The organism is Saccharopolyspora terrae (assembly GCF_004348435.1).
GTDB classification, from domain to species: Bacteria; Actinomycetota; Actinomycetes; order Mycobacteriales; family Pseudonocardiaceae; genus Saccharopolyspora; species Saccharopolyspora endophytica.
Genome location: NZ_SMKS01000002.1, coordinates 123,667 through 141,526, shown reverse-complemented (window position 1 = coordinate 141,526; position 17,860 = coordinate 123,667). Strand labels below are relative to the sequence as shown.

16 protein-coding genes are annotated in these 17,860 nt (G+C 69.4%); 7 read left to right on the top strand and 9 right to left on the bottom strand.

Going from position 1 to position 17,860, the window contains the following annotated elements; translation table 11 throughout:
• Nucleotides 1-101: 101 nt before the first annotated feature.
• From E1181_RS02485 to E1181_RS02460, 6 genes are all read right to left on the bottom strand, one after another.
• On the bottom strand, nucleotides 102-1,133 hold the full coding sequence (locus E1181_RS02485; RefSeq protein ID WP_132672219.1) for a ketopantoate reductase family protein: 1,032 nt from the start codon (nucleotides 1,131-1,133) through the stop codon (nucleotides 102-104).
• Nucleotides 1,134-1,150: 17 nt separating this feature from the next.
• Nucleotides 1,151-2,242: a LacI family DNA-binding transcriptional regulator gene (locus E1181_RS02480; RefSeq protein WP_132672218.1), complete on the bottom strand. Its 1,092-nt coding sequence runs from the start codon at nucleotides 2,240-2,242 to the stop codon at nucleotides 1,151-1,153.
• Between the two features lie 59 nt (nucleotides 2,243-2,301).
• Nucleotides 2,302-3,294 (bottom strand): 3-hydroxyacyl-CoA dehydrogenase family protein, encoded by a 993-nt coding sequence (locus E1181_RS02475; protein ID WP_132672217.1) that lies wholly within the window; start codon nucleotides 3,292-3,294, stop codon nucleotides 2,302-2,304.
• The gene (locus E1181_RS02470) at nucleotides 3,294-4,226 is read right to left on the bottom strand and encodes a BKACE family enzyme (protein WP_132672216.1); all 933 of its coding nucleotides are present in this window, start codon (nucleotides 4,224-4,226) and stop codon (nucleotides 3,294-3,296) included. The genes E1181_RS02475 and E1181_RS02470 overlap by 1 nt, the downstream gene beginning before the upstream one ends.
• Nucleotides 4,227-4,288: 62 nt before the next feature.
• On the bottom strand, nucleotides 4,289-5,641 hold the full coding sequence (locus tag E1181_RS02465; RefSeq protein ID WP_207921979.1) for an MFS transporter: 1,353 nt from the start codon (nucleotides 5,639-5,641) through the stop codon (nucleotides 4,289-4,291).
• A 302-nt stretch (nucleotides 5,642-5,943) separates the two neighbouring features.
• A complete protein-coding gene (locus tag E1181_RS02460; protein ID WP_132672215.1) occupies nucleotides 5,944-6,336 on the bottom strand; it encodes a hypothetical protein in 393 nt (130 codons plus the stop codon).
• A 79-nt stretch (nucleotides 6,337-6,415) separates the two neighbouring features.
• On the opposite strand from E1181_RS02460, the gene E1181_RS02455 reads away from it, so the two are divergent.
• The gene (locus E1181_RS02455; protein ID WP_132672214.1) at nucleotides 6,416-6,919 is read left to right on the top strand and encodes a DUF309 domain-containing protein; all 504 of its coding nucleotides are present in this window, start codon (nucleotides 6,416-6,418) and stop codon (nucleotides 6,917-6,919) included.
• Between the two features lie 439 nt (nucleotides 6,920-7,358).
• Here the strand turns inward: E1181_RS02455 and E1181_RS32490 are convergent, their stop codons facing one another.
• Nucleotides 7,359-7,484, bottom strand: a complete 126-nt coding sequence (locus E1181_RS32490) for a hypothetical protein (protein WP_268952421.1) — start codon at nucleotides 7,482-7,484, stop codon at nucleotides 7,359-7,361.
• Nucleotides 7,485-7,691: 207 nt separating this feature from the next.
• Between E1181_RS32490 and E1181_RS02450 the strand changes: the two genes are divergently transcribed.
• The gene (locus E1181_RS02450) at nucleotides 7,692-7,937 is read left to right on the top strand and encodes a hypothetical protein (RefSeq protein WP_132672213.1); all 246 of its coding nucleotides are present in this window, start codon (nucleotides 7,692-7,694) and stop codon (nucleotides 7,935-7,937) included.
• A 55-nt stretch (nucleotides 7,938-7,992) separates the two neighbouring features.
• Here the strand turns inward: E1181_RS02450 and E1181_RS02445 are convergent, their stop codons facing one another.
• Both E1181_RS02445 and E1181_RS02440 read right to left on the bottom strand, forming a co-directional pair.
• Entirely contained in the window at nucleotides 7,993-9,222 is a 1,230-nt protein-coding gene (locus E1181_RS02445; protein WP_132672212.1) for an oxygenase MpaB family protein, read from the bottom strand.
• A 65-nt stretch (nucleotides 9,223-9,287) separates the two neighbouring features.
• Nucleotides 9,288-10,505: an oxygenase MpaB family protein gene (locus tag E1181_RS02440; RefSeq protein ID WP_132672211.1), complete on the bottom strand. Its 1,218-nt coding sequence runs from the start codon at nucleotides 10,503-10,505 to the stop codon at nucleotides 9,288-9,290.
• Nucleotides 10,506-10,628: 123 nt separating this feature from the next.
• On the opposite strand from E1181_RS02440, the gene E1181_RS02435 reads away from it, so the two are divergent.
• From E1181_RS02435 to E1181_RS02410, 5 genes are all read left to right on the top strand, one after another.
• The gene (locus E1181_RS02435; protein WP_207921978.1) at nucleotides 10,629-11,318 is read left to right on the top strand and encodes a TetR/AcrR family transcriptional regulator; all 690 of its coding nucleotides are present in this window, start codon (nucleotides 10,629-10,631) and stop codon (nucleotides 11,316-11,318) included.
• Between the two features lie 12 nt (nucleotides 11,319-11,330).
• On the top strand, nucleotides 11,331-13,148 hold the full coding sequence (locus E1181_RS02430; protein ID WP_132672210.1) for an AMP-dependent synthetase/ligase: 1,818 nt from the start codon (nucleotides 11,331-11,333) through the stop codon (nucleotides 13,146-13,148).
• 26 nt (nucleotides 13,149-13,174) lie between these two features.
• Nucleotides 13,175-14,305 carry an acyl-CoA dehydrogenase family protein gene (locus E1181_RS02425; protein ID WP_132672209.1) on the top strand — a complete coding sequence of 377 codons (1,131 nt, stop codon included), beginning with the start codon at nucleotides 13,175-13,177 and terminating at the stop codon, nucleotides 14,303-14,305.
• A gap of 329 nt (nucleotides 14,306-14,634) precedes the next feature.
• The gene (locus tag E1181_RS02420) at nucleotides 14,635-16,959 is read left to right on the top strand and encodes an ATP-binding protein (RefSeq protein ID WP_132672208.1); all 2,325 of its coding nucleotides are present in this window, start codon (nucleotides 14,635-14,637) and stop codon (nucleotides 16,957-16,959) included.
• 500 nt (nucleotides 16,960-17,459) lie between these two features.
• Nucleotides 17,460-17,846, top strand: a complete 387-nt coding sequence (locus E1181_RS02410; protein ID WP_132672206.1) for a hypothetical protein — start codon at nucleotides 17,460-17,462, stop codon at nucleotides 17,844-17,846.
• Nucleotides 17,847-17,860 lie beyond the last annotated feature (14 nt).

Below are 17,860 nucleotides of genomic sequence, written 5' to 3'. Positions count from 1 at the left end.
GATCAGCCGAAGAACAAGCCACGTCCCTGGTCAAGCATTCGACCTTGGCGTCCGATGAAGCTGCTGTTGGTGGACGGCGGGTCAGCGGTGTTTTCGGTGCTTCACCGGGTTCCGACGTTGGTGGTGAGCTTGGCCAGGCGGTGGAAGGCTTCGGGGCCCGCTTGACAGGCGCCTGACTCGATTTCGTGGATGATCCGGGTCAGTTCCGCGTTGAGCGGTGCTTCGCGGCCGATGGTGCGGGCCGCCTCGACGACGCCGCCGTTGATGACGTCGACCTCGGTCGGTCGGGACCGCTGCAGGTCCTGGAGCATCGACGCCTTGGTGGGCCCTGCCCGGACCATGAGCCGATCGAGGGCGTCCTCGGCGGCCGCGCGGTCGGCGGCGTCGCGGGTGACCAGCTGATCGGCGGGGGTCGCGAACACCTCCCCCAGAGTCATGCCCAGGGCGCGGGCCGTGTCGTAGCCCTCTCGCCAGAGCTGCAGGGCCACCTCGCGCCCGACGGGGTCGGCCGCCACGTCCCGGTACAGGCATCCGCCCGCTGCGCCGAGCCCCGAGAAGGTGCTGTTGAGCAGGAGTTTGGTCCACACCTGGCTGGCGATGGTCGCGGTGGTCTTCGCCTCGGCGATGCTCGCGAGGATCCGTTGCAGCCTGGCGAGCCGTTCCGTGCTGCTGCCGTCGAGCTCGCCGACGACCGTGGGGGCGTCGGTGGTCTGCTGCAGGTGCCCGGGACCGAGGTTGGTCGCTCCCCACTCGATCAGACCGACGATCAACCGGTCCCGTCCGACCAGCGACTGCACGAGGTCCTGGACCAGGCCGTTGCCCAGCGCGACGTAGGTGTCCACCAGTCCCGCCTCGACGAGTGGTGTGACGGCGGGCCGCAGCGCGAGGGACTTCACGGTGAGCAGCGCGAAGTCGAAGTGCCCGGTCAGCTCCGCGGGGTCCGAGACGGCCTGCAGCCGGCGGCGCGAGACCTGGCCGTCGACCTCCTCGAACAGCAGTCCCGGGTCGCGGAGCGAGGTGGCGTGCCGGTGGTCGGCGTCGAGCACCGTGACGTCGTGGCCCGCGTGGGTCATCCGCGCGGCCGCGACCCCGCCGATCGCGCCGCCTCCGACGACGATGATGCGTTCTGGCATGGTCGCTCCTTCGAGGTTCAGGTGGCGCCGGCGAACTCGCCGGCCACGGGGCTGATCGCACGCGGCGGACAACCGCAGGTGGTGCCGATGTGGAGTTCGTAGGGCCGGATGGATTCGCGGGTGGGGCCTCCCGCGCCGTCGATCCGGCGGATGAGCTGGTCGACGGCCAACTCCGCCATGTGCCTGCGGGGCACGCTGATGGTGGTCAGCTCCGCCAGCATCGAGGCGGCCGGGAAGACCCCGTCGATGCCGGTGACGGCGACGTCCTCGGGAATCCGGATCCCGTTCCCGCGCAGGCTTCCGATCACTCCGGAGGCGATTGCGTCCGATCCGCAGACGATCGCGCGGGGCACGTCCCCGGTTTCGATCAGGTGCCGGGCCGCGTGGTTACCGCCTTCGGCGGTGAGGCTCGTGGTGAACCTGCGGTGCGATGGCACCGGGGCGCCGAGCCGCTGCGCCGTGGCGACGAACGCCTCCGCCCTGCTGCCCGACGACGACGAGTTGTGCGGACCGGTCACCACCGCGAGATCGGTGTACCCGTGCTCGACGACGTGGCGGACGATCTCCTCGGCCGCCGTGACGTCGTCGATGCCGATGAAGTCCGCGTGCAGGCCGGGGATCCGGCGGATCAACTGCACGAACGGCATCCTGGTCTGGCGCAGCCTCCGGACGATCCCGCCGTCGTCGGGGTGCAGCACCGTGAGCACGATGCCGTCCACGCGCCGGGTGATCATCGCCTCGACCACGCTCGCCAGCGTCTCCGGGCTCTCCTGGGTGTGGGCGAGGAAGACCTCGTAGCCCTGGCCACGTGCCGCGTCGATGGTGCCTGCGGCGACGTCGGCGTAGAAGGGGTTGTCGATGTGGGCCAGGACCAGACCGAGCACGCGGGTGCGATCGGCGTCGAGCTTGGCGCGGTGGCGTTCGAGCGGGTAGCCCATCTCCCGCGCGATCTGCAGCACGCGTTGACGCATCTCGGCGGACACACCGCCACGGCCGTTGAAGACGTAGGAGACCGTGGCCGGCGTGACCCCGGCTTCCCTGGCGACGTCCGCGGCGGAGACCCGGAGGGCTCGGACGCCCGTCTTGCGACCGTGGTTGCTCGACTTCATGCCGGTAGCCTCCTCTCGGTTCCTCTCGGGGGAAAGCGCAGGCCGGGGTCCCACCGCCGTCAGCGCAGCTGGTCGCGCCGCTCGACGAGATCGACCTGCCCGAGCTCCGCGCGCAGCCGGTCGAGCCCGGCGTAGGCGCGATCGCGATAGCGGGCGACATCGGCACCGACGCCGTCGGCGAACTCGTAGAAGCCCTGCCCGGTCTTGAGCCCGTGCCGTCCCCGCTCGACCTGGTCGACGAGCATGCGCGGGGTACCGATGCGGTCGCCGTAGGCGGATTCCAGCGTCGTGAACCCGTCGCGGTACACGTCGAGGCCGGCGATGTCGGCGATGGCGAACGGGCCGAAGAACGGCAGCCGGAAGCCGAAGGAGTTGCGGACCACCTCGTCGACCTGCGCCGGGTCGGCCACCCCGTCCTCCACCAGGCGCGCGGCCTCCCGGAACAGCGCGTACTGGAGCCGGTTCGCGACGAACCCCGGGGAGTCGCCGACCACGGTCGGCACCTTCCCGATGCCGCGCAGGAATCCCACGACGTCCTCGACCACCGACGGGCTCGTCCGGGCTCCCGGTATGACCTCGACGCTGGGCACGAAGGGCGCGGGGTTCATCCAGTGCACCCCCAGGAACCGCTCGGGCGCGGTGACGCTCGTGGCCAGCTCCCCGATCGGGATGGCCGAGGTGTTCGTCCCGATGACGACCTCCGGACCCACGGACGACGAGATCCGTTCCAGGACCGTCCTTTTCACCTCGATTCGCTCCGGGACGACCTCGGCGACGTAGCTGACTCCGGCCAGCGCCGCTTCGAGCGATTCGGCAGCGCGCAGGTGGGCCCGAACGGCGTCGGCCCTCGCTTCCGGGATCAGCCCGTCGGCGGCGAACTCGTCCGCCTCCTCGTGCAGCTGCCGCACCCGCTCCCGCGACCGCTGCGCCGTCTCGTCGACGACGACGCAGTCGATGCCGCGAGCCGCGAAGGACTGGGCGATACCGCCGCCCATGTACCCGGCGCCGACCACCGCGACGCGCACGTCGTGGTCCGCCCTCTGCCCGCCCATCAGAAGCCCACGGCCGAGCGGCCCTTGAGCTGCAACATCTCGCGAGCCTCGTCGGGCGTGGCGACCTCGAGGTTGAGCGCCTCCAGGACGGTGCGGATGCGCGTGACCTGCTGGGCGTTGCTCTCCGCGAGCTGCCCGGGTCCGATCCACAGCGAGTCCTCCAGGCCGACGCGCACGTGCGAGCCCATCGCGGCGCCGATGCTCGCCAGCGGCATCTGGTTGCGCCCGGCACCCAGCACCGACCACTGGTAGTCCGCGCCGAGGAGCCGGTCGGCCGTGCGGCGCATGTGCATGAGGTCCTCGGGGTGCGCACCGATCCCGCCCAGCAGGCCGAAGACCGACTGGACGAACAGCGGGCCGTCGGTGAGGCCGCGGCCCCGGAAGTGCGCGAGGTTGTTCAGGTGCGAGATGTCATAGCACTCGAACTCGAAGCGCGTGCCGTTCGCGCGGCCGAGCTCGAGGATGGTCTCGATGTCGGCGAAGGTGTTCTTGAAGACCAGATCGCGGCTGTTCTCCAGGTTCTCCCGCTCCCAGTCGTGCTCGAACTCCTTGAACCGGTCGAGCATCGGGTACAGCCCGAAGTTCATCGATCCCATGTTCAGCGACGCCAGTTCGGGCTTGAACTCCACCGCGGGCCGCATCCGCTCGGCCACCGTCATGTGCGGGGAACCGCCGGTGGTGAGGTTGATGACCGCGTCGGTGTTGCGCTTGAGCGAGTCCAGGATCGGCGCGAAGTGCTCGGGGTTCTGGGACGGGCGGCCGTCCTCCGGGTCCCTGGCGTGCATGTGCACGACCGCGGCACCGGCCTCGGCGGCGCCGATCGCGGCTTCGGCGATCTCCTCCGCCGACACCGGCAGGTGCTTGGACATCGACGGTGTGTGGATGGCGCCGGTGACGGCGCTGGTGATGATGACTTTCCTGGCCGCGGGCATGGGCACCTCTCATATCGATTTCAGCGACGGACAAGATCTCGGGCAACGCCCCGCAAGCCGGATCACTCCCCGACCGCGGTCTGCTGATCGGGCTTCGCCGCGCGGTCCTGGACGAGCGGGTCGCGCTTGGGGAATCCGAGCCCGAGCACAGCACCGACCGCCACGAGCGCGGCGACGAACCACAGCCCGGACACCGCGCTGCCGGTCGCTTCCTCCAGCAGGCCCATCACGTAGGGGCCGACGAACCCGCCGAGGATGCCGAGGGTGTTCATCAGCGCGATCCCACCGGCCAGCGTCGCACCGGACAAGCGGGTGGAGGGCACCGCGAACATGATCGGCTGCACGACGAAGAAGCACGCGGCGGTCAGGCAGAAGCCCAGGAGCGCGACGACGGCCGGCGCGACCGCGGCGATCAGCAATCCGACGGTCATCGCCGCGAGGCCGCCCACCAGGATGCTGCGGGAGCGCGCTGCGTTGGTCGCGTAGCGCGGCAGCAGGAGCGCACCGGCCGCCGAGGCCACCCACGGCAGAGCGGTGATCAGGCCGATGGTGAGGCTGCTCATCTCGCCCCACGATTCGATGATCGTGGGCAGGAAGTAGGTGAGGCTGTAGACCGCGATCTGGTGGCAGAAGTAGATCGCGATGGCCAGCACGATGAACTTGTCCCGGAGCACGCCTGCGAAGGAGTGCGTGCCGGATTCCGCGGCGCCGGCCTCCTGCTCGGCCCTGAGGTGCGCCTCGAGCCGACCGGCCTGCTCCTCGCTGAGCCACTTCGCATCGCGCGGACCGTTGGGCAGCAGCTTCCACACGACGACCGCGAGGAACACCGCGGGCAGCCCTTCGACGATGAACATCCACTGCCAGCCGTGCAGGCCGGCGGCACCATCGAGCTCGAGGATCGCTCCGCCCAGCGGTGCGCCGACGATGTTGGCGACCGGAACCGCAGCGAGGAACATGCCCATCGCAGCGGCGCGCTGGCGGCGGGTGAACCAGTAGGTCAGGTACAGCATGACCCCCGGGAAGAAGCCGGCCTCGGCGATGCCCAGGAGCACCCGCATCACGTAGAACGAGGTCTCCCCCTGCACGAAAGCCATGCCTGCCGACAGCAGCCCCCAGGTGACCATGATCCGGGTGATCCAGAACCGCGCCCCGAAGCGGTGCATCATGAGGTTGCTGGGCACCTCGCACAAGGAGTACGCGAGGAAGAACAGGCCCGCGCCCAGCCCGAAGGCCGCCGCCGAGATGCCGAGATTGGCCTCGAGGTGCGTCTTCGCGAGCCCGATGTTCGTGCGGTCGATGAACGAGATGATGTAGGCGATCATCAGCAGCGGCATCAGCTTGCGGGTGATCAACCGCGTCAGGCGCGGATCTTCCGCAGCGGGCACCGCGGACGAACTCTGGGAAGTGGAGGACATCGTTGTCCCTTCCTGGCTGCGTGGGCATTCAGGTCGTGCCGCGGTGCCCGCTTCGAGTCCCGGCGAGCTTCGGCATCGGGCGAACGTCAACCGGATCGGAGTCGGCCGCACGGCACTGCGAGCGGCGACGTGTGACGCACGCTAAGTACGGCCTCTCGCCTTAAGCAACGTTAATCTCGCGCGCCCGGCGCCCCTCGAACCTCGGGGCGATGGCAGCGCCGCCAGAAGCGTGGGTGCTGGTGAGGTCGACCAGCGCCGCCTGCCAGTTCGACCAGGTACGAGGCGGTAGCTGGGGCGGGCTGCTAGGCGCCGGTCTCCTGGATCAGCCAGGGCATGTTGTCGGGTTCCTTGCGGCCGGGCAGGTAGGCGTTGAGCAGCGGCGGGATCCATGTCGCCGGGGGCAGACCGCCCAGTTCGGCGGAGACCTGGCCCAGCACGTCGGCTTCGGCGACCCCGGGGCGGAGACGGATCTGCACCGGCCCGGAACCGAGGTAGCGCTGCTGCCACCGCGGTGCCGCCCACGGTGAAGCCGGACGGGCGTGCGCTGTGCGCACCAGCTCCGGGAGATCCGCGCGCAGGTGTTCGATGGCCTCGAACACCACCGTCGTCGTGGTTCGGCCAGGACGGCCGTCGCGGTAGCGGTCCAGCCGGACCTGCAACGCGTCCGAGATGTGCACGGTCCACGGGTTGCGCATGGACACCATGTCTAGCAGGTGCCTGGCAATCTCATCTCGGCCCCTGAGATGAGACCCGGAGACCAGGGACACTCGGGGTATGACTCCACGCGACCGGGATGAACAGGGGCGGGCCCGCAACGCCCGTCCGCGCGATGGGCTCGGCCGCCCGCTGCCGCACGGCTCCCCGGGCGTCGAGCGCATCGATGAAGATCTCGTGCTCACCCCGCAGGAGAGCCTGGAGCAGGCCCAACAGCTCCTCGACGACGGACGGCCGTTCCACGCCCACGAAGTCCTCGAAGGGGCGTGGAAAACAGCGCCCGACGCGCAGCGCGCCCTGTGGAAGGGACTGGCCCAACTCGCCGTCGGCCTGACCCACCTGCACCGGGGCAACGCCACCGGAGCCGCCGCTCTGCTGCGCCGGGCAGCCGAGCACATCAAGCCCTACAGCCAGGATCCCCCGCACTCCATCGCAGTGGCGGAGCTGGTCGACTTCGCCGCCGAGACCGCCGAGACCATCGATCAGGCCGGTCTGGCCGCCCTCGACCACCAGCGACTGACCCCGAAGCTGCGCACAGCGGCGGAGTCGCCCGAATCTCCCTAGACCTCCCTCCACGCCCTGGCCGTGATCGAATCCCGGCTGACGGCAGCACGCTCCCCGAGCTGTGGATCTCCAGGTGTTCCCACGGGCCGAAATGCCCGATCGAGTTCGGCCCACGCGTCGGATACTGCATGGGCAAGCCCGCGGCTGAGGGGAATCCATGACCGAGATCATCGGACGGTGGCAAGCTGGGCACTCGGACTGGCTTCCCATCCCACCGTACGAGATCATCCTCGAGCAGATTCCGCCGAAGTGGCTCCTGACCTACCTGGTCTTCGGCGAGCGGCAGGCGTTCATCGGGTTCGACACCGAAGAGGAAGCACGCCGGAACGTGATCTGGTTGAAGACCCGGTGCCCTGTGTACGACGACGACTGGATCGACTTGACGCCGCAGATCCACGAACCCGTAGCCGTCCACGCCCGCACGATCGAACGCGGTCGGCTAGACGCCGACGACCAGCGAGGACAGCGCGACCGTGGCGAGGACCAGCAGCATGACGAGCCCGATGCTGAGCGTGGTCCAGTCGATCGTGGTCCTGGCGTCTGCGCCGTGCCGGGATGTGGTCATTGCTGCGTCCCCCTTACCCATCAGTCGTCGGTGAGGCCCCAACCGCCGTGGCCGGGGTGTCCTCACCAGTGAACCGACTGGATGCGGCGTCCGCACGTGCCAAAAGTCCCGCCATCGGCAAGGGAAATTCTCCGCCGACCGGCGGGCAGCACTCGGGGGGATTTGGACCCTGCGCAGCCGGGGTCCCGGGTCGTAGGGTCCGTGGTCATGTTGCAGCGGACCGAGGTCACCATCGGCGATCAGACCTGGGTGTTCACCACAGCGCGGATCGGGGTCGACCCGGTGACCGGCGAAGAGGAGTACGAGACGACCATCGCCGCGCCGTGCACCGAGGTCGCCGAGCCGGCCCGGCGCTGCCTCACCCAGCAACGGGCGCGCGAAGTCCACCAGATGTTCGTGGATGAGTTCGTCGCGACCGCGCACGGCTACGCGGACATCAACTCCTCTCCGTAGAAGTGGCGCACGATCTTGATCTCGGCCCCACCACCCCGTCCGCGTGGATCCTGAGTCACTCCGGTCGGTTCCCGGTGGGGATGACGATCTTCGTCTCCTGTCCCTTGGTGAGGTAGAAGTAGATGTACTGGCGGACGGCTTCGTCGAGCGCCCAAGCGGCTTCGGGCACCAGGGGCGCGGTGATGAGTCCCTCGCGGAACTCGACCACGGCGGGCCAAGCTTCCGGGATCACCCGGTCCCACACGGGTTCGCGCGGGATCCCATCCCAGTCGGCGGCCCGGTCGCCGACCAGGTAGCGGGCGAGGGCGTTGCACATCGGGCGGCTCACGCTGCCCGGACTGGTCTGCTCGGCCAGCTGGCCGAGCAGGATGTCGGTGAGCGTGACGCCTTCAGGGGTCGGCCCCATGTTGCGGGCCAGGACCTGGTCGGACTGGGCGTGGGCCGCGGCCCAGGTGGCGGGGATGTACTCGTCGGAGATGCCGAGCACGTGCGCGGTCACCTGCCAGACGTGCAGGTAGGCCTCGGCCTCGTCATCGGTGATCGCGACCTCCCACTCGCGCATCGTGCGCATCGCGAAGGTCGGCAACGTGTGCCAGGTGACCAGCATGTCCTCCTGGCTGATGGGGATGTCCTCGGCGGCGCCGTTTCGCCAGTGCGGCGACTGCGGCAGCAGGTGCCGCACGGCAGCGTGCACCAACCGCGTCTTGACGCACTCGACGACGCACGTGCCGTCAGGTCGGTAGGCGTTGAGCGCCCCGACGGAGAACCCGAACCGGCTCGTCTTGGCGACCCGGTCCTCCATGTCGGCGCCACCGGCCGAGTGGTAGACCGCGCGCGCTTCCTTGGGGATGGCGGTCGCGAGGATGCCGCCGCCGGGCCCGTTGCACAGGTTGAGGTAGATCCCGCGGGCCTTGTTGAACTCGGCTGCGGCTTCGAGCTTCTCGCGATCGGCCCACGCCGGCAGCTGCCGGGCGTGCTCCAGGAAGTCGCGCATATCCGCGGGCAAGCCGTCGGGCAGCGCCTGGTCGTTGCGCTCCCAGTTCCACAGCAGCTCGTTGACCCTCGGGATCAGACCGCGCTCGAACAGCGACGCCAGCAACGGATCGCCGTCGGCGTCCCACACCCAGTGCGGATCCACCCCGGATCCCGACCCCGCCACCGAATCGCTCGGCGACCAGTTCCACCCGACCAGCGCCCGCGCCTGCGCCGGGGACGACGCCACCAGCGCACCCAGCGCGGCCGCACCACCGGTCAGCAACGCCGCGCGTCTGCTCAACTCAGCCATGCTGCACGCTCCTCCTCGAACGGGGATGACCGGTGTCCCCCCAGACCACCGGTCGTGGTCACGTTTCAGGACGGACGGTTGCCCTGGGGGATCTCGATGCTGATCTGCTCGCCTTCGGAGAGGTAGAGCAGGACCGCCTGACGCAGGAACTCGTCGAACATCCAGTACGTCTCGGGCGCTCCGGGGAACTGGACGCCCAGTTCGCGGGCGGCGATGAACGGGGGCCAGAACGTCCGCAGCATCGGGTCGTAGACGGGCTCGCGCGGGATCAGCAGCCAGTCCGCGATGCGGTCCCCGAGGACGTAGCGGGTGAACGCGCCGATGAGCGGTTCGCTGAAGGCGCCGTTGTCCGGCCCGATGTTCATCAGGATCTGGGCGAGGTTGTTGCCCTCGGGCGTCGGTTCCAGAACGGGGTCCAGCACTTGCTTCGCCTGGGCGTCGGCCTCGTCCCACGAGGCCGGGATGTACTCGTCGTCGACTCCGAGCATGTGCGCCGTGACCTGCCAGGAGTGCAGGTAGGCCTCGGAGTCCACCGGCGGGATCGGCACCTGCCACTTGACGAGGTTCTGCCGCACGGTGGTGGCGAGGCTGTGCCAGGTGACCATGATGTCGGCCTGGCTGATGGGGACGTCCTCGGGCGCGACCTGGTTCCAGTGCGGCGATTGCGGCAGCAGGTGACGTACGCCTGCGTGCACCAGGCGGGTTTTCACGCAGGTCACGATCATCTCGCCGTCGGGGCGGTAGGCGTTGCGGGTGCCGATGTCGTAGCCGAGCTTGGCGGTCTTGGAGATGCGGTCCTTCATGTTCGCGCCGCCGTAGGAGTGGTAGACCGCGCGCGCCTCCTTCGGGATGACCGTGCTCATCATGCCGCTGGCCATCCCGTACAGGAGCCCGAGGTACAAACCCCTCCGCTCGGTGAAGTCGTAGGCTTGGTCGAGCTTCGCCTGGTCCGCCCATGACGGCAGCGCGCGGGCCTGTTCCACGAATTCCCGCAGGTCAGCGGGCAATCCGTCCGGTAGTGACTGGCTGTTCTTGGTCCACGTCCGCAGCAGTTCGTTGACCCGCGGCACGTCACCTCGGTCGAGCAGCGAGGCGACCAGGTCGTCCGCCTCGGGGTCCCACACCCACCTCGGGTCGACACCCGCACCGGTACCTGCGACCGACCCGCCCGGCGACCACGTCCACAGAGGACGCGCATGCGCGGAACCCGCTGCGCTCAGCGCCCCGAGCGCGCCCAGAACTCCGCCGATCTTCAACGCGTTTCGCCTGTTGTGCTCTTCCATGGTCGAACTCCTCCTCGAGTTCCCGAACCGTGGTTGGCATACTGATACGCATTGTGCTTCTCTGTATCAGAGGAGACCACAGCGTGATCCGAAACACCAGACCTCGGTCGAAAGAAGGACTTCGTGGAACCCATCCTGTCCGGCCTGATCACTCCTGGGACCGACGACGGGGAGTCGTTGCTGGAGCGCGCGTTCGCCGAGGCCATCGACCGTTCCGAGACCACCGACGAGACCACCGAGCGCGTCCTCGAAGCCGCGCACGAGCAGTTCCGCCGGATCGGCATCCGACGATCGACGATGGAGGACGTCGCCAAACGAGCCGGGGTCTCCCGGATCACCGTCTACCGCCGGTTCAGCACCAAGGACTCCCTGGTCCAACAGGTGATCCGCCGCGAGTTCCGCCGCTACTTCGACCAATTCCTGCTCGACATCCGAGGCGCCGAGACCGTCGCCGAGCGCGTCGAGATCGGCTTCGCCAGCTCGCTGCGAGCCATCCGGAACAACCCCCTCATCGGCGGCCTCATGGACACCGAACCCGAGATCGTCGTGCCGTCGATGATCAGCGACGGCGGCAGGACCATGACCACGGTCAGCCGGTTCGTCGCCGGACGACTCAGCAGAGAACAACGCGCGGGAACCGTCTCCGCGGACGTCGACGTCGAGGTCGTCGCCGAGATGATGGTCCGCATCTCGACGTCGTTCCTGGTCACCCCGAGCAGTCGCATCGACCTCGATGACGACCAGCACGTGCGCGCCATCGCGCGCCGATTCCTCGCCCCCATGCTCGAACCCGCAGACCACCGTTCGCGATGAAGGGAACAGGTCGTGTCCACAGCAGACGCCATCCGCCATGATGTCGACGGCAAGACGATTCCCGGGCTGCTGCGCCGAAACGCGCGGTCCTTCCCCGAACACCCAGCGCTCACCAGCGGCATCGACGCCGAGGCGAGCACCTGGACGTGGTCCCAGCTGCGTGCCGAAGTCGCCGCCCTGACCAGGGGCTTGTCGGCGCTCGGACTCCGTTCCGGTGACCGGGTGCTCATCGCGATGTCGCGGCGTCCCGAGCACTGGGTCGCCGACCTGGCCGCGATCCACGTCGGCGCACTGCCCTGCACGACCTACGACACGCTCAGCACCGAGCAGATCCGCTTCATCGCCGGGCACAGCTCCCCCGCCCTGATCGTGCTGGAGGGCGCCGAGCAACTGGACCGGTGGCGGCCGGTCCTTCACGCGTCGCCCGGTCTGCGCGCCGTCGTCGTCCTGGACGCCGCCAGCGCGCCGTCCTCGGACCCCCTCTTCGTGAGCTACGCGGAGCTGCGGGGCGGCGCGGCGGGCGTCGACGCGGCGTTCGAGGAACTCACCGACGCGGCGACGCCTGAGCGACCGCTGACCGTCGTCTACACCTCCGGCACCACAGGTGAGCCCAAGGGCGTGGTGCTCTCCCATCGCAACGTCATCCACGAGTCGACGATGCAGGACCACCTCGTCCCCGTCCCGGAGCATCCGCGGTCGGTGTCCTACCTGCCGCTGGCGCACATCGCTGAACGAGTGCTCGGCATCTACATGCCGATCTGCAACGCCGGCCACGTCACCATCTGCCCTGATCAGGCCCAGCTGCTGCCCACGCTGGTCGCGGTGCGCCCGCACGGATTCTTCGGGGTCCCGAGGGTGTGGGAGAAGCTGGCCGACGGTCTTTCCGCACGCCTCGCCGCACTCGGCGGAGACGAGGCGGCCGCGGTCGAGCGAGCCCGCGAGGTCGCGCTCGAGGTGTTCCGCCTGCGCTCCGCGGACCAGGAGGTTCCGGCGGACCTGCTGACCCGGTACGCCGAACTCGACCGGGCCGTGCTGCGACCGATCCGCGCCGCGATCGGTCTCGACGAGTGCCACCGCGCCGTGAGCGGGGCGGCACCGATCCCCACCTCGGTCCTGGAATTCCTGGCCGGCCTGGGACTCGTGGTCCACGAGGTGTGGGGCCTGAGCGAGACCACGGGTGCGGCGACGGTGAGCACCCCGGAAGCGTTCGCGCTCGGTGGCGTCGGCCGACCGGCGCCGGGTGTCGAGGTGGCCGTGGCCCCCGACGGCGAGCTGCTGGTCCGCGGCGCTGTCGTGTCCCCCGGCTACCTCGACGCCGACGGTGGCATCGAACCGGCGACCGACACCGACGGGTGGCTGGCCACCGGTGACATCGGAGTCGTCGACGAACGCGGCATCGTCACGATCACCGACCGCAAGAAGGACCTCCTCATCACCGCAGGTGGCAAGAACATCGCCCCGAGCGGGATCGAGTCGTTGCTGCGAGCCCATCGTCTCGTCGCGCACGCCGTCGCCATCGGCGACCGGCGCCGCTACGTCACCGCCCTGCTCGTGCTCGACGAGGACGGCGCCCCCGCTTGGGCGAAGGCACGCGGGCTGGACACCGCTGACCTGGACGACCTGGCGCTGCACCCCGACGTGCGTGCCGAACTCGACGCGCTCGTCGCCAGCGCCAACGCCCGACTGGCCCGCGTGGAGCAGGTCAAGCAGCACCGGGTGATCGCGGGCCCGTGGACGGCGGAATCCGGCGAACTGACCCCGAAGCTCAGCCTGCGCCGCGCGGTCGTCCACGACACCTACGCCGACCTCATCGATGAGATGTACCGCTGACCGATCCACCCGAGAGGACGTCCTCCATGCCCAGGGTTCTGACCGAAGAGCGCCGTGATTTCGTCGACGCGGTCGCCGACTTCTGCCGGCGCGAGTGCGGCACCCAGCAACAACGAGCCGCGCTGGCTCAACCGCACGACGAGGGGGTCTACCGCAAGCTCGCCGACGCCGGCTGGCTGGGCACCTCGTTGCCCGAGGAGTTCGGCGGCGCCGGTCAGGGCATGACCGAGCTGTGCCTGCTCCTGGAGGAGACCTCCTACGGGCGCGTCCCGATGGGCGGTTTCGCCACCTCGATCATCGCGGCGGCCGCGTACGAGAAGTTCGCAACCGAGGAGCAGAAGAAGATCGTGCTCGAAGGCGTGATCCGCGGTCGGGTCGAAGCGATCTCGATGTCCGAGCCCGGCGCGGGGTCCGATGTCGGGGCGCTGACGTGCCGAGCGGACGAGGTCGACGGCGGCTGGCGGATCAACGGGCAGAAGACCTGGTGCTCCAACGCCCACATCGCCGATCACATCCTGCTCATCGCCCGCACCTCGAGGGAGTCCTCGAAGCACGAGGGCCTCACGCAGTTCATGGTGCCCACGTCAGCCGAGGGCCTGCGGATCAGCGGGATCGACACGATGGGTGGGCGCGAGGTCAACGACCTGTACTTCACGGACTGCTTCGTACCCGACGAATCCGTCGTCGGCACCGTCGGCCGAGCCTGGCACCAGCTCATGGCCGGCCTGAACCTGGAGCGCATGATCCTGGGTGCGAGCATGCTCGGGGCCGCCCGCCGCGCCTTCGACGACACGCTCGACTACGTCAGGCAGCGAGAGCAGTTCGGGCGCCCGATCGGCTCGTTCCAAGCGCTCAAGCACCGCATCGCCGACATGGCCACGGAGCTCGAATGCGCGCAGCTGCTGGTCTACAGCGTGGCCGCGCAGATCGACGACCGACCTGACGAGGTCTTCGCGCGCGAGGCCTCGATGGTCAAGCTCAAGTGCACCGAACTCGCCAAGCACGTCTCGCTGGAGGGAATGCAGATGCTCGGCGGATACGGGTACGCCACCGAGTACGGCATGGAGTCGATGCTGCGCTCCACCGTGGTCTCGACCGTCTACGGCGGCACCAGCGAGATCCAGCGCGACATCATCGGCAAGACCTACGGACTCTGAACGAACCGGCTCGACCGGAACATCAGGCTGCCGCACGGCTGACCCGGTCAGCTGAGCACCTGCTCGAGCTGGGGGTAGGCGCCGACGCGGGTGGCCGCGCACACGGTCTCCACCGGACCCTCCAGAACCACCGAGACGACGCGCTGAGGCGATCAGCGACCGGCCCGGCGATGTCGGCCGGGGGACAACCGGTCGCTGGCCGCCGCGGCCACGACGATGCTGCTCCTGGGCTTCGAACCGTTCGCGGCGGGCGGCTGGCCGAGGACTACACTTGAGGCAGCAGTGATGTGCGTCACTGCTCACCGAGCTGATCGTGAGCTGGTGGTGACATGACCCGGCGTCTGGGCAATCTCCCCGGCTCGGAGACCGTCACCAGCTTCGTCGGTCGGCGGGCGATGGTCGGCGAGATCCGCGCGCTGCTCGGTTCCGCCCGGCTGGTGACGCTGCTCGGCCCCGGTGGGATGGGCAAGACCCGGTTGGCAATTCGCGTCGGCGAAACCGCGCACCGGGCTTTCGCGGACGGCGTCTGGCTCGTCGAGCTCGCCGAGCTCCGCGATCCGGCGCTGACCGATCACGCCATCATCGACGCCCTCGGCGTCCCGGACCGATCGGCGGAGTCCTCCGAGGAGGTGCTGATCGAGCACCTGCACGACAAGTCGCTGCTCCTGGTCATCGACAACTGCGAGCACCTGCTCGACGCGTGCGGGAACGTGATCGCCGCCGTGCTCCGCGCGGCGCCCGGCGTGCGCATCATCGCGACCAGCCGCGAAGCGCTGCACGTCCCCGGGGAGCACGTCGTCCCCGTTCCGCCGCTCAGCTTCGCCGGCTCCGACGAAGGTGGCGGGGACGGGAACCCGCTCAAGTACGAAGCCGTCGAGCTGTTCGTCCAACGGGCGGCAGCCGCGGTACGCGGGTTCACCCTCGATGACGAGAACCACGAGGCCATCACCAGGTTGTGCGCCCGTCTCGAGGGGATGCCGCTGGCCATCGAGCTCGCTGCGGTGCGGCTGCAGTCGATGGGCGTCAACGAGATGCTGGATCGTCTCGAAGACCGGTTCCAGGCGCTGTCCACCGTGGTCCGGGGCGCACCGGCCCGCCAGCAAACCCTGCGCGCCGCAGTGGAGTGGAGCTACGCGCTGTGCTCGCCCGCCGAGCAGACCGCGTGGGCGCGGCTGTCGGTCTTCCCCGGTGGATTCGACCTCGACGCGGCCCTCGCCGTCATCGGGCACGACTCCCTGACCGCGCAGGAGTCCACCGACGCGGTGACGGGCTTGGTGAGCAAATCCGTCGTGCTCCGCCAGATCCACAGCTCCGGAGCCCGATACCACATGCTGGAGACCATTCGGCAGTTCGGCCGGGAGCACCTCCGCGGCAGCGACGCCGAGCTCGACGTGAGCCGCCGGCACATGCACCACTTCGCCGACCTGGCGGCTCGCGCCTGCCACGACTGGTCGGGACCGCGGCAGCGGGAGTGGTCCTCGATGTTGCGGCGCGAGCAGGTCAACTTCCGGGAAGCGCTCCGCTTCGGCTTCGACAACGACGCGGACCCGTCCGTGGCCGTGCGGACGGCGGTGGACCTGCGCCACCTCTGGGTCATGGGCGCCGGCCGCGAGGGCCGGGAATGGATCGACAAAGCTGTCGCCGCGCTCCACGCCGGCACACCGCTGCGGGCCGAGGCCCTCTGGGTGGCCGGATGGGTCCGCCAGGTCCAGGGCGAACCGACGGGTTCCTCGGCGATCTTGTCCGAGTGCATCGACGCCGCCCGGCGACATGGCGATCAGGTGACGCTCGCCCGAGCCGAGCTGTTCCTCGGCGTCAACAAGCTGCTCGGCCACGAACTCGACGAGGCGGAGACGCTGCTGTCCGGTGCCCGAGCGACGTATCGGTCGCTCGGAGCTGCGGACTCGGAGTCGCTGATCGGGTTGGCCGCCCACGGATGGCTGCGCCTGATCGAGGGCGACAGCCGGGAGGCCGAGAAGATCGCCGAAGAATGCCGCCGGCTCAGCCGGGACATGGGCGAATGCTGGGCGGCGACCTGGGCGCTGTGGGTGCTGGGACTCATCGGCTGGACCCGTTCCGACGAAATCCTCGCCACGGCGGCGCTGCGCGAGGCCATCGAGATCAAGCGGGAGCTCGGCGACTGGCTCGGCATCCCCTGCTGCGTGGAGGTGCTGGTCTGGGTGCTGGCGGAATCCGGTGAGCACCGGCGCGCAGCGCGGCTCATGGGCGCGAACCGGGAGCTCTGGGTGCCTATCGGCCAGCCCATGTTCGGATTCGTCACCTACCTGCGGGCCCACGAGAACTACACCGCAACCCTGCGGGGAGCGCTGGGCGATGCGCAGTTCGAAGCGGAGCGCACCGCGGGCAGCCACCTCTCACCGGACGCCACCGTCGACTACGCGCTCGGGACGCCTCGGCAGACCCGCACTGCCGCTTCATCACCGCTGACCCGCAGGGAAGAGCAGGTCGCACGACTCGTGGCGGAGGGATTGACGAACCGGGAGATCGCCGAGCACCTGGTCATCTCGCCGCGCACCGCCGAAGCGCACGTCGAGAACATCCTGACCAAGCTGGGCTACACGTCCCGGGCTCAGATCGCCGCCTACGTCCGCGCGGAGCACAACCCTGATTCCCGTCCGGCTCAATCCCGGTGAGTCTCATGCTCGAGGTCCGAGAATCAAGCGTCCCCGCGCGGCCGGGGCGCGGGAGCCATGGTCACCGCCACGCGGACCGCCTCGAGGTGGGTCCGGCAGACGGTGCGAGCGCTGTCGGGGCCAGGCTGGGCGCGGGTGCCCACGGCGTCGCAGATCCAGGTGCCGGTGCACGGGTTGCGATACACGTGGGATGTCTGGTGCGGCTCGTGGCTCGTGGTTCGGGGCGAGGACATGGTCGAAAACTTTCTGACGTGATGTCGAGTGCGGTTCTGATGCACTCCAAGCTGCCCCACGGCCTTTCGCTCGACCAGGGCAAAACTACCGAGTTTCCTACGTAGGTCGCGCTCGATCTCGGCAAGCGCCCCGGGATACGCAGCGAACTACGCAGTGCCACGGATGCCTCCACGGCCGGGACCAAAGACCCTGGACAAGACTCAGAACGCCCGACCTAGGCACCACGATGCTCCTGCAGAACGACCGACAGCACCGACGCCCACCCCATGCGGACCGCACCCGCTGAGAGCCTGCGGTTCGGCGAACGCTACGCGCATCTCCGCGACCGTCGCCTGGCCGCCGTTCTCATCAGGGAGGACGCGACCGAGGACCGCGAGGAGCTCTCCGCCCTCGAACGCATCAGCTGCCACGTGCACCGCCGGTGGGCGCACGAGTGCATCAGCTCCCCGACGCACGTCATCGCCGTCACCGGGCACCGCTGGTGCCGCCCGTGCGAGGCCGAAGCAACCGTCGCGGTGGACGAGCTGACGGGCGACGTTTCCGTGGCCTGCACGCGCTGCGGCCAGAGCCCGGCCACCCCGGCGACGCGGCAGATCCTCCGCACCTGCCGAGCGAGCCTGGCCGCCGCGATCGAGAACCGCCGCCCCCGCTGAGCGAAGGCCCCGGA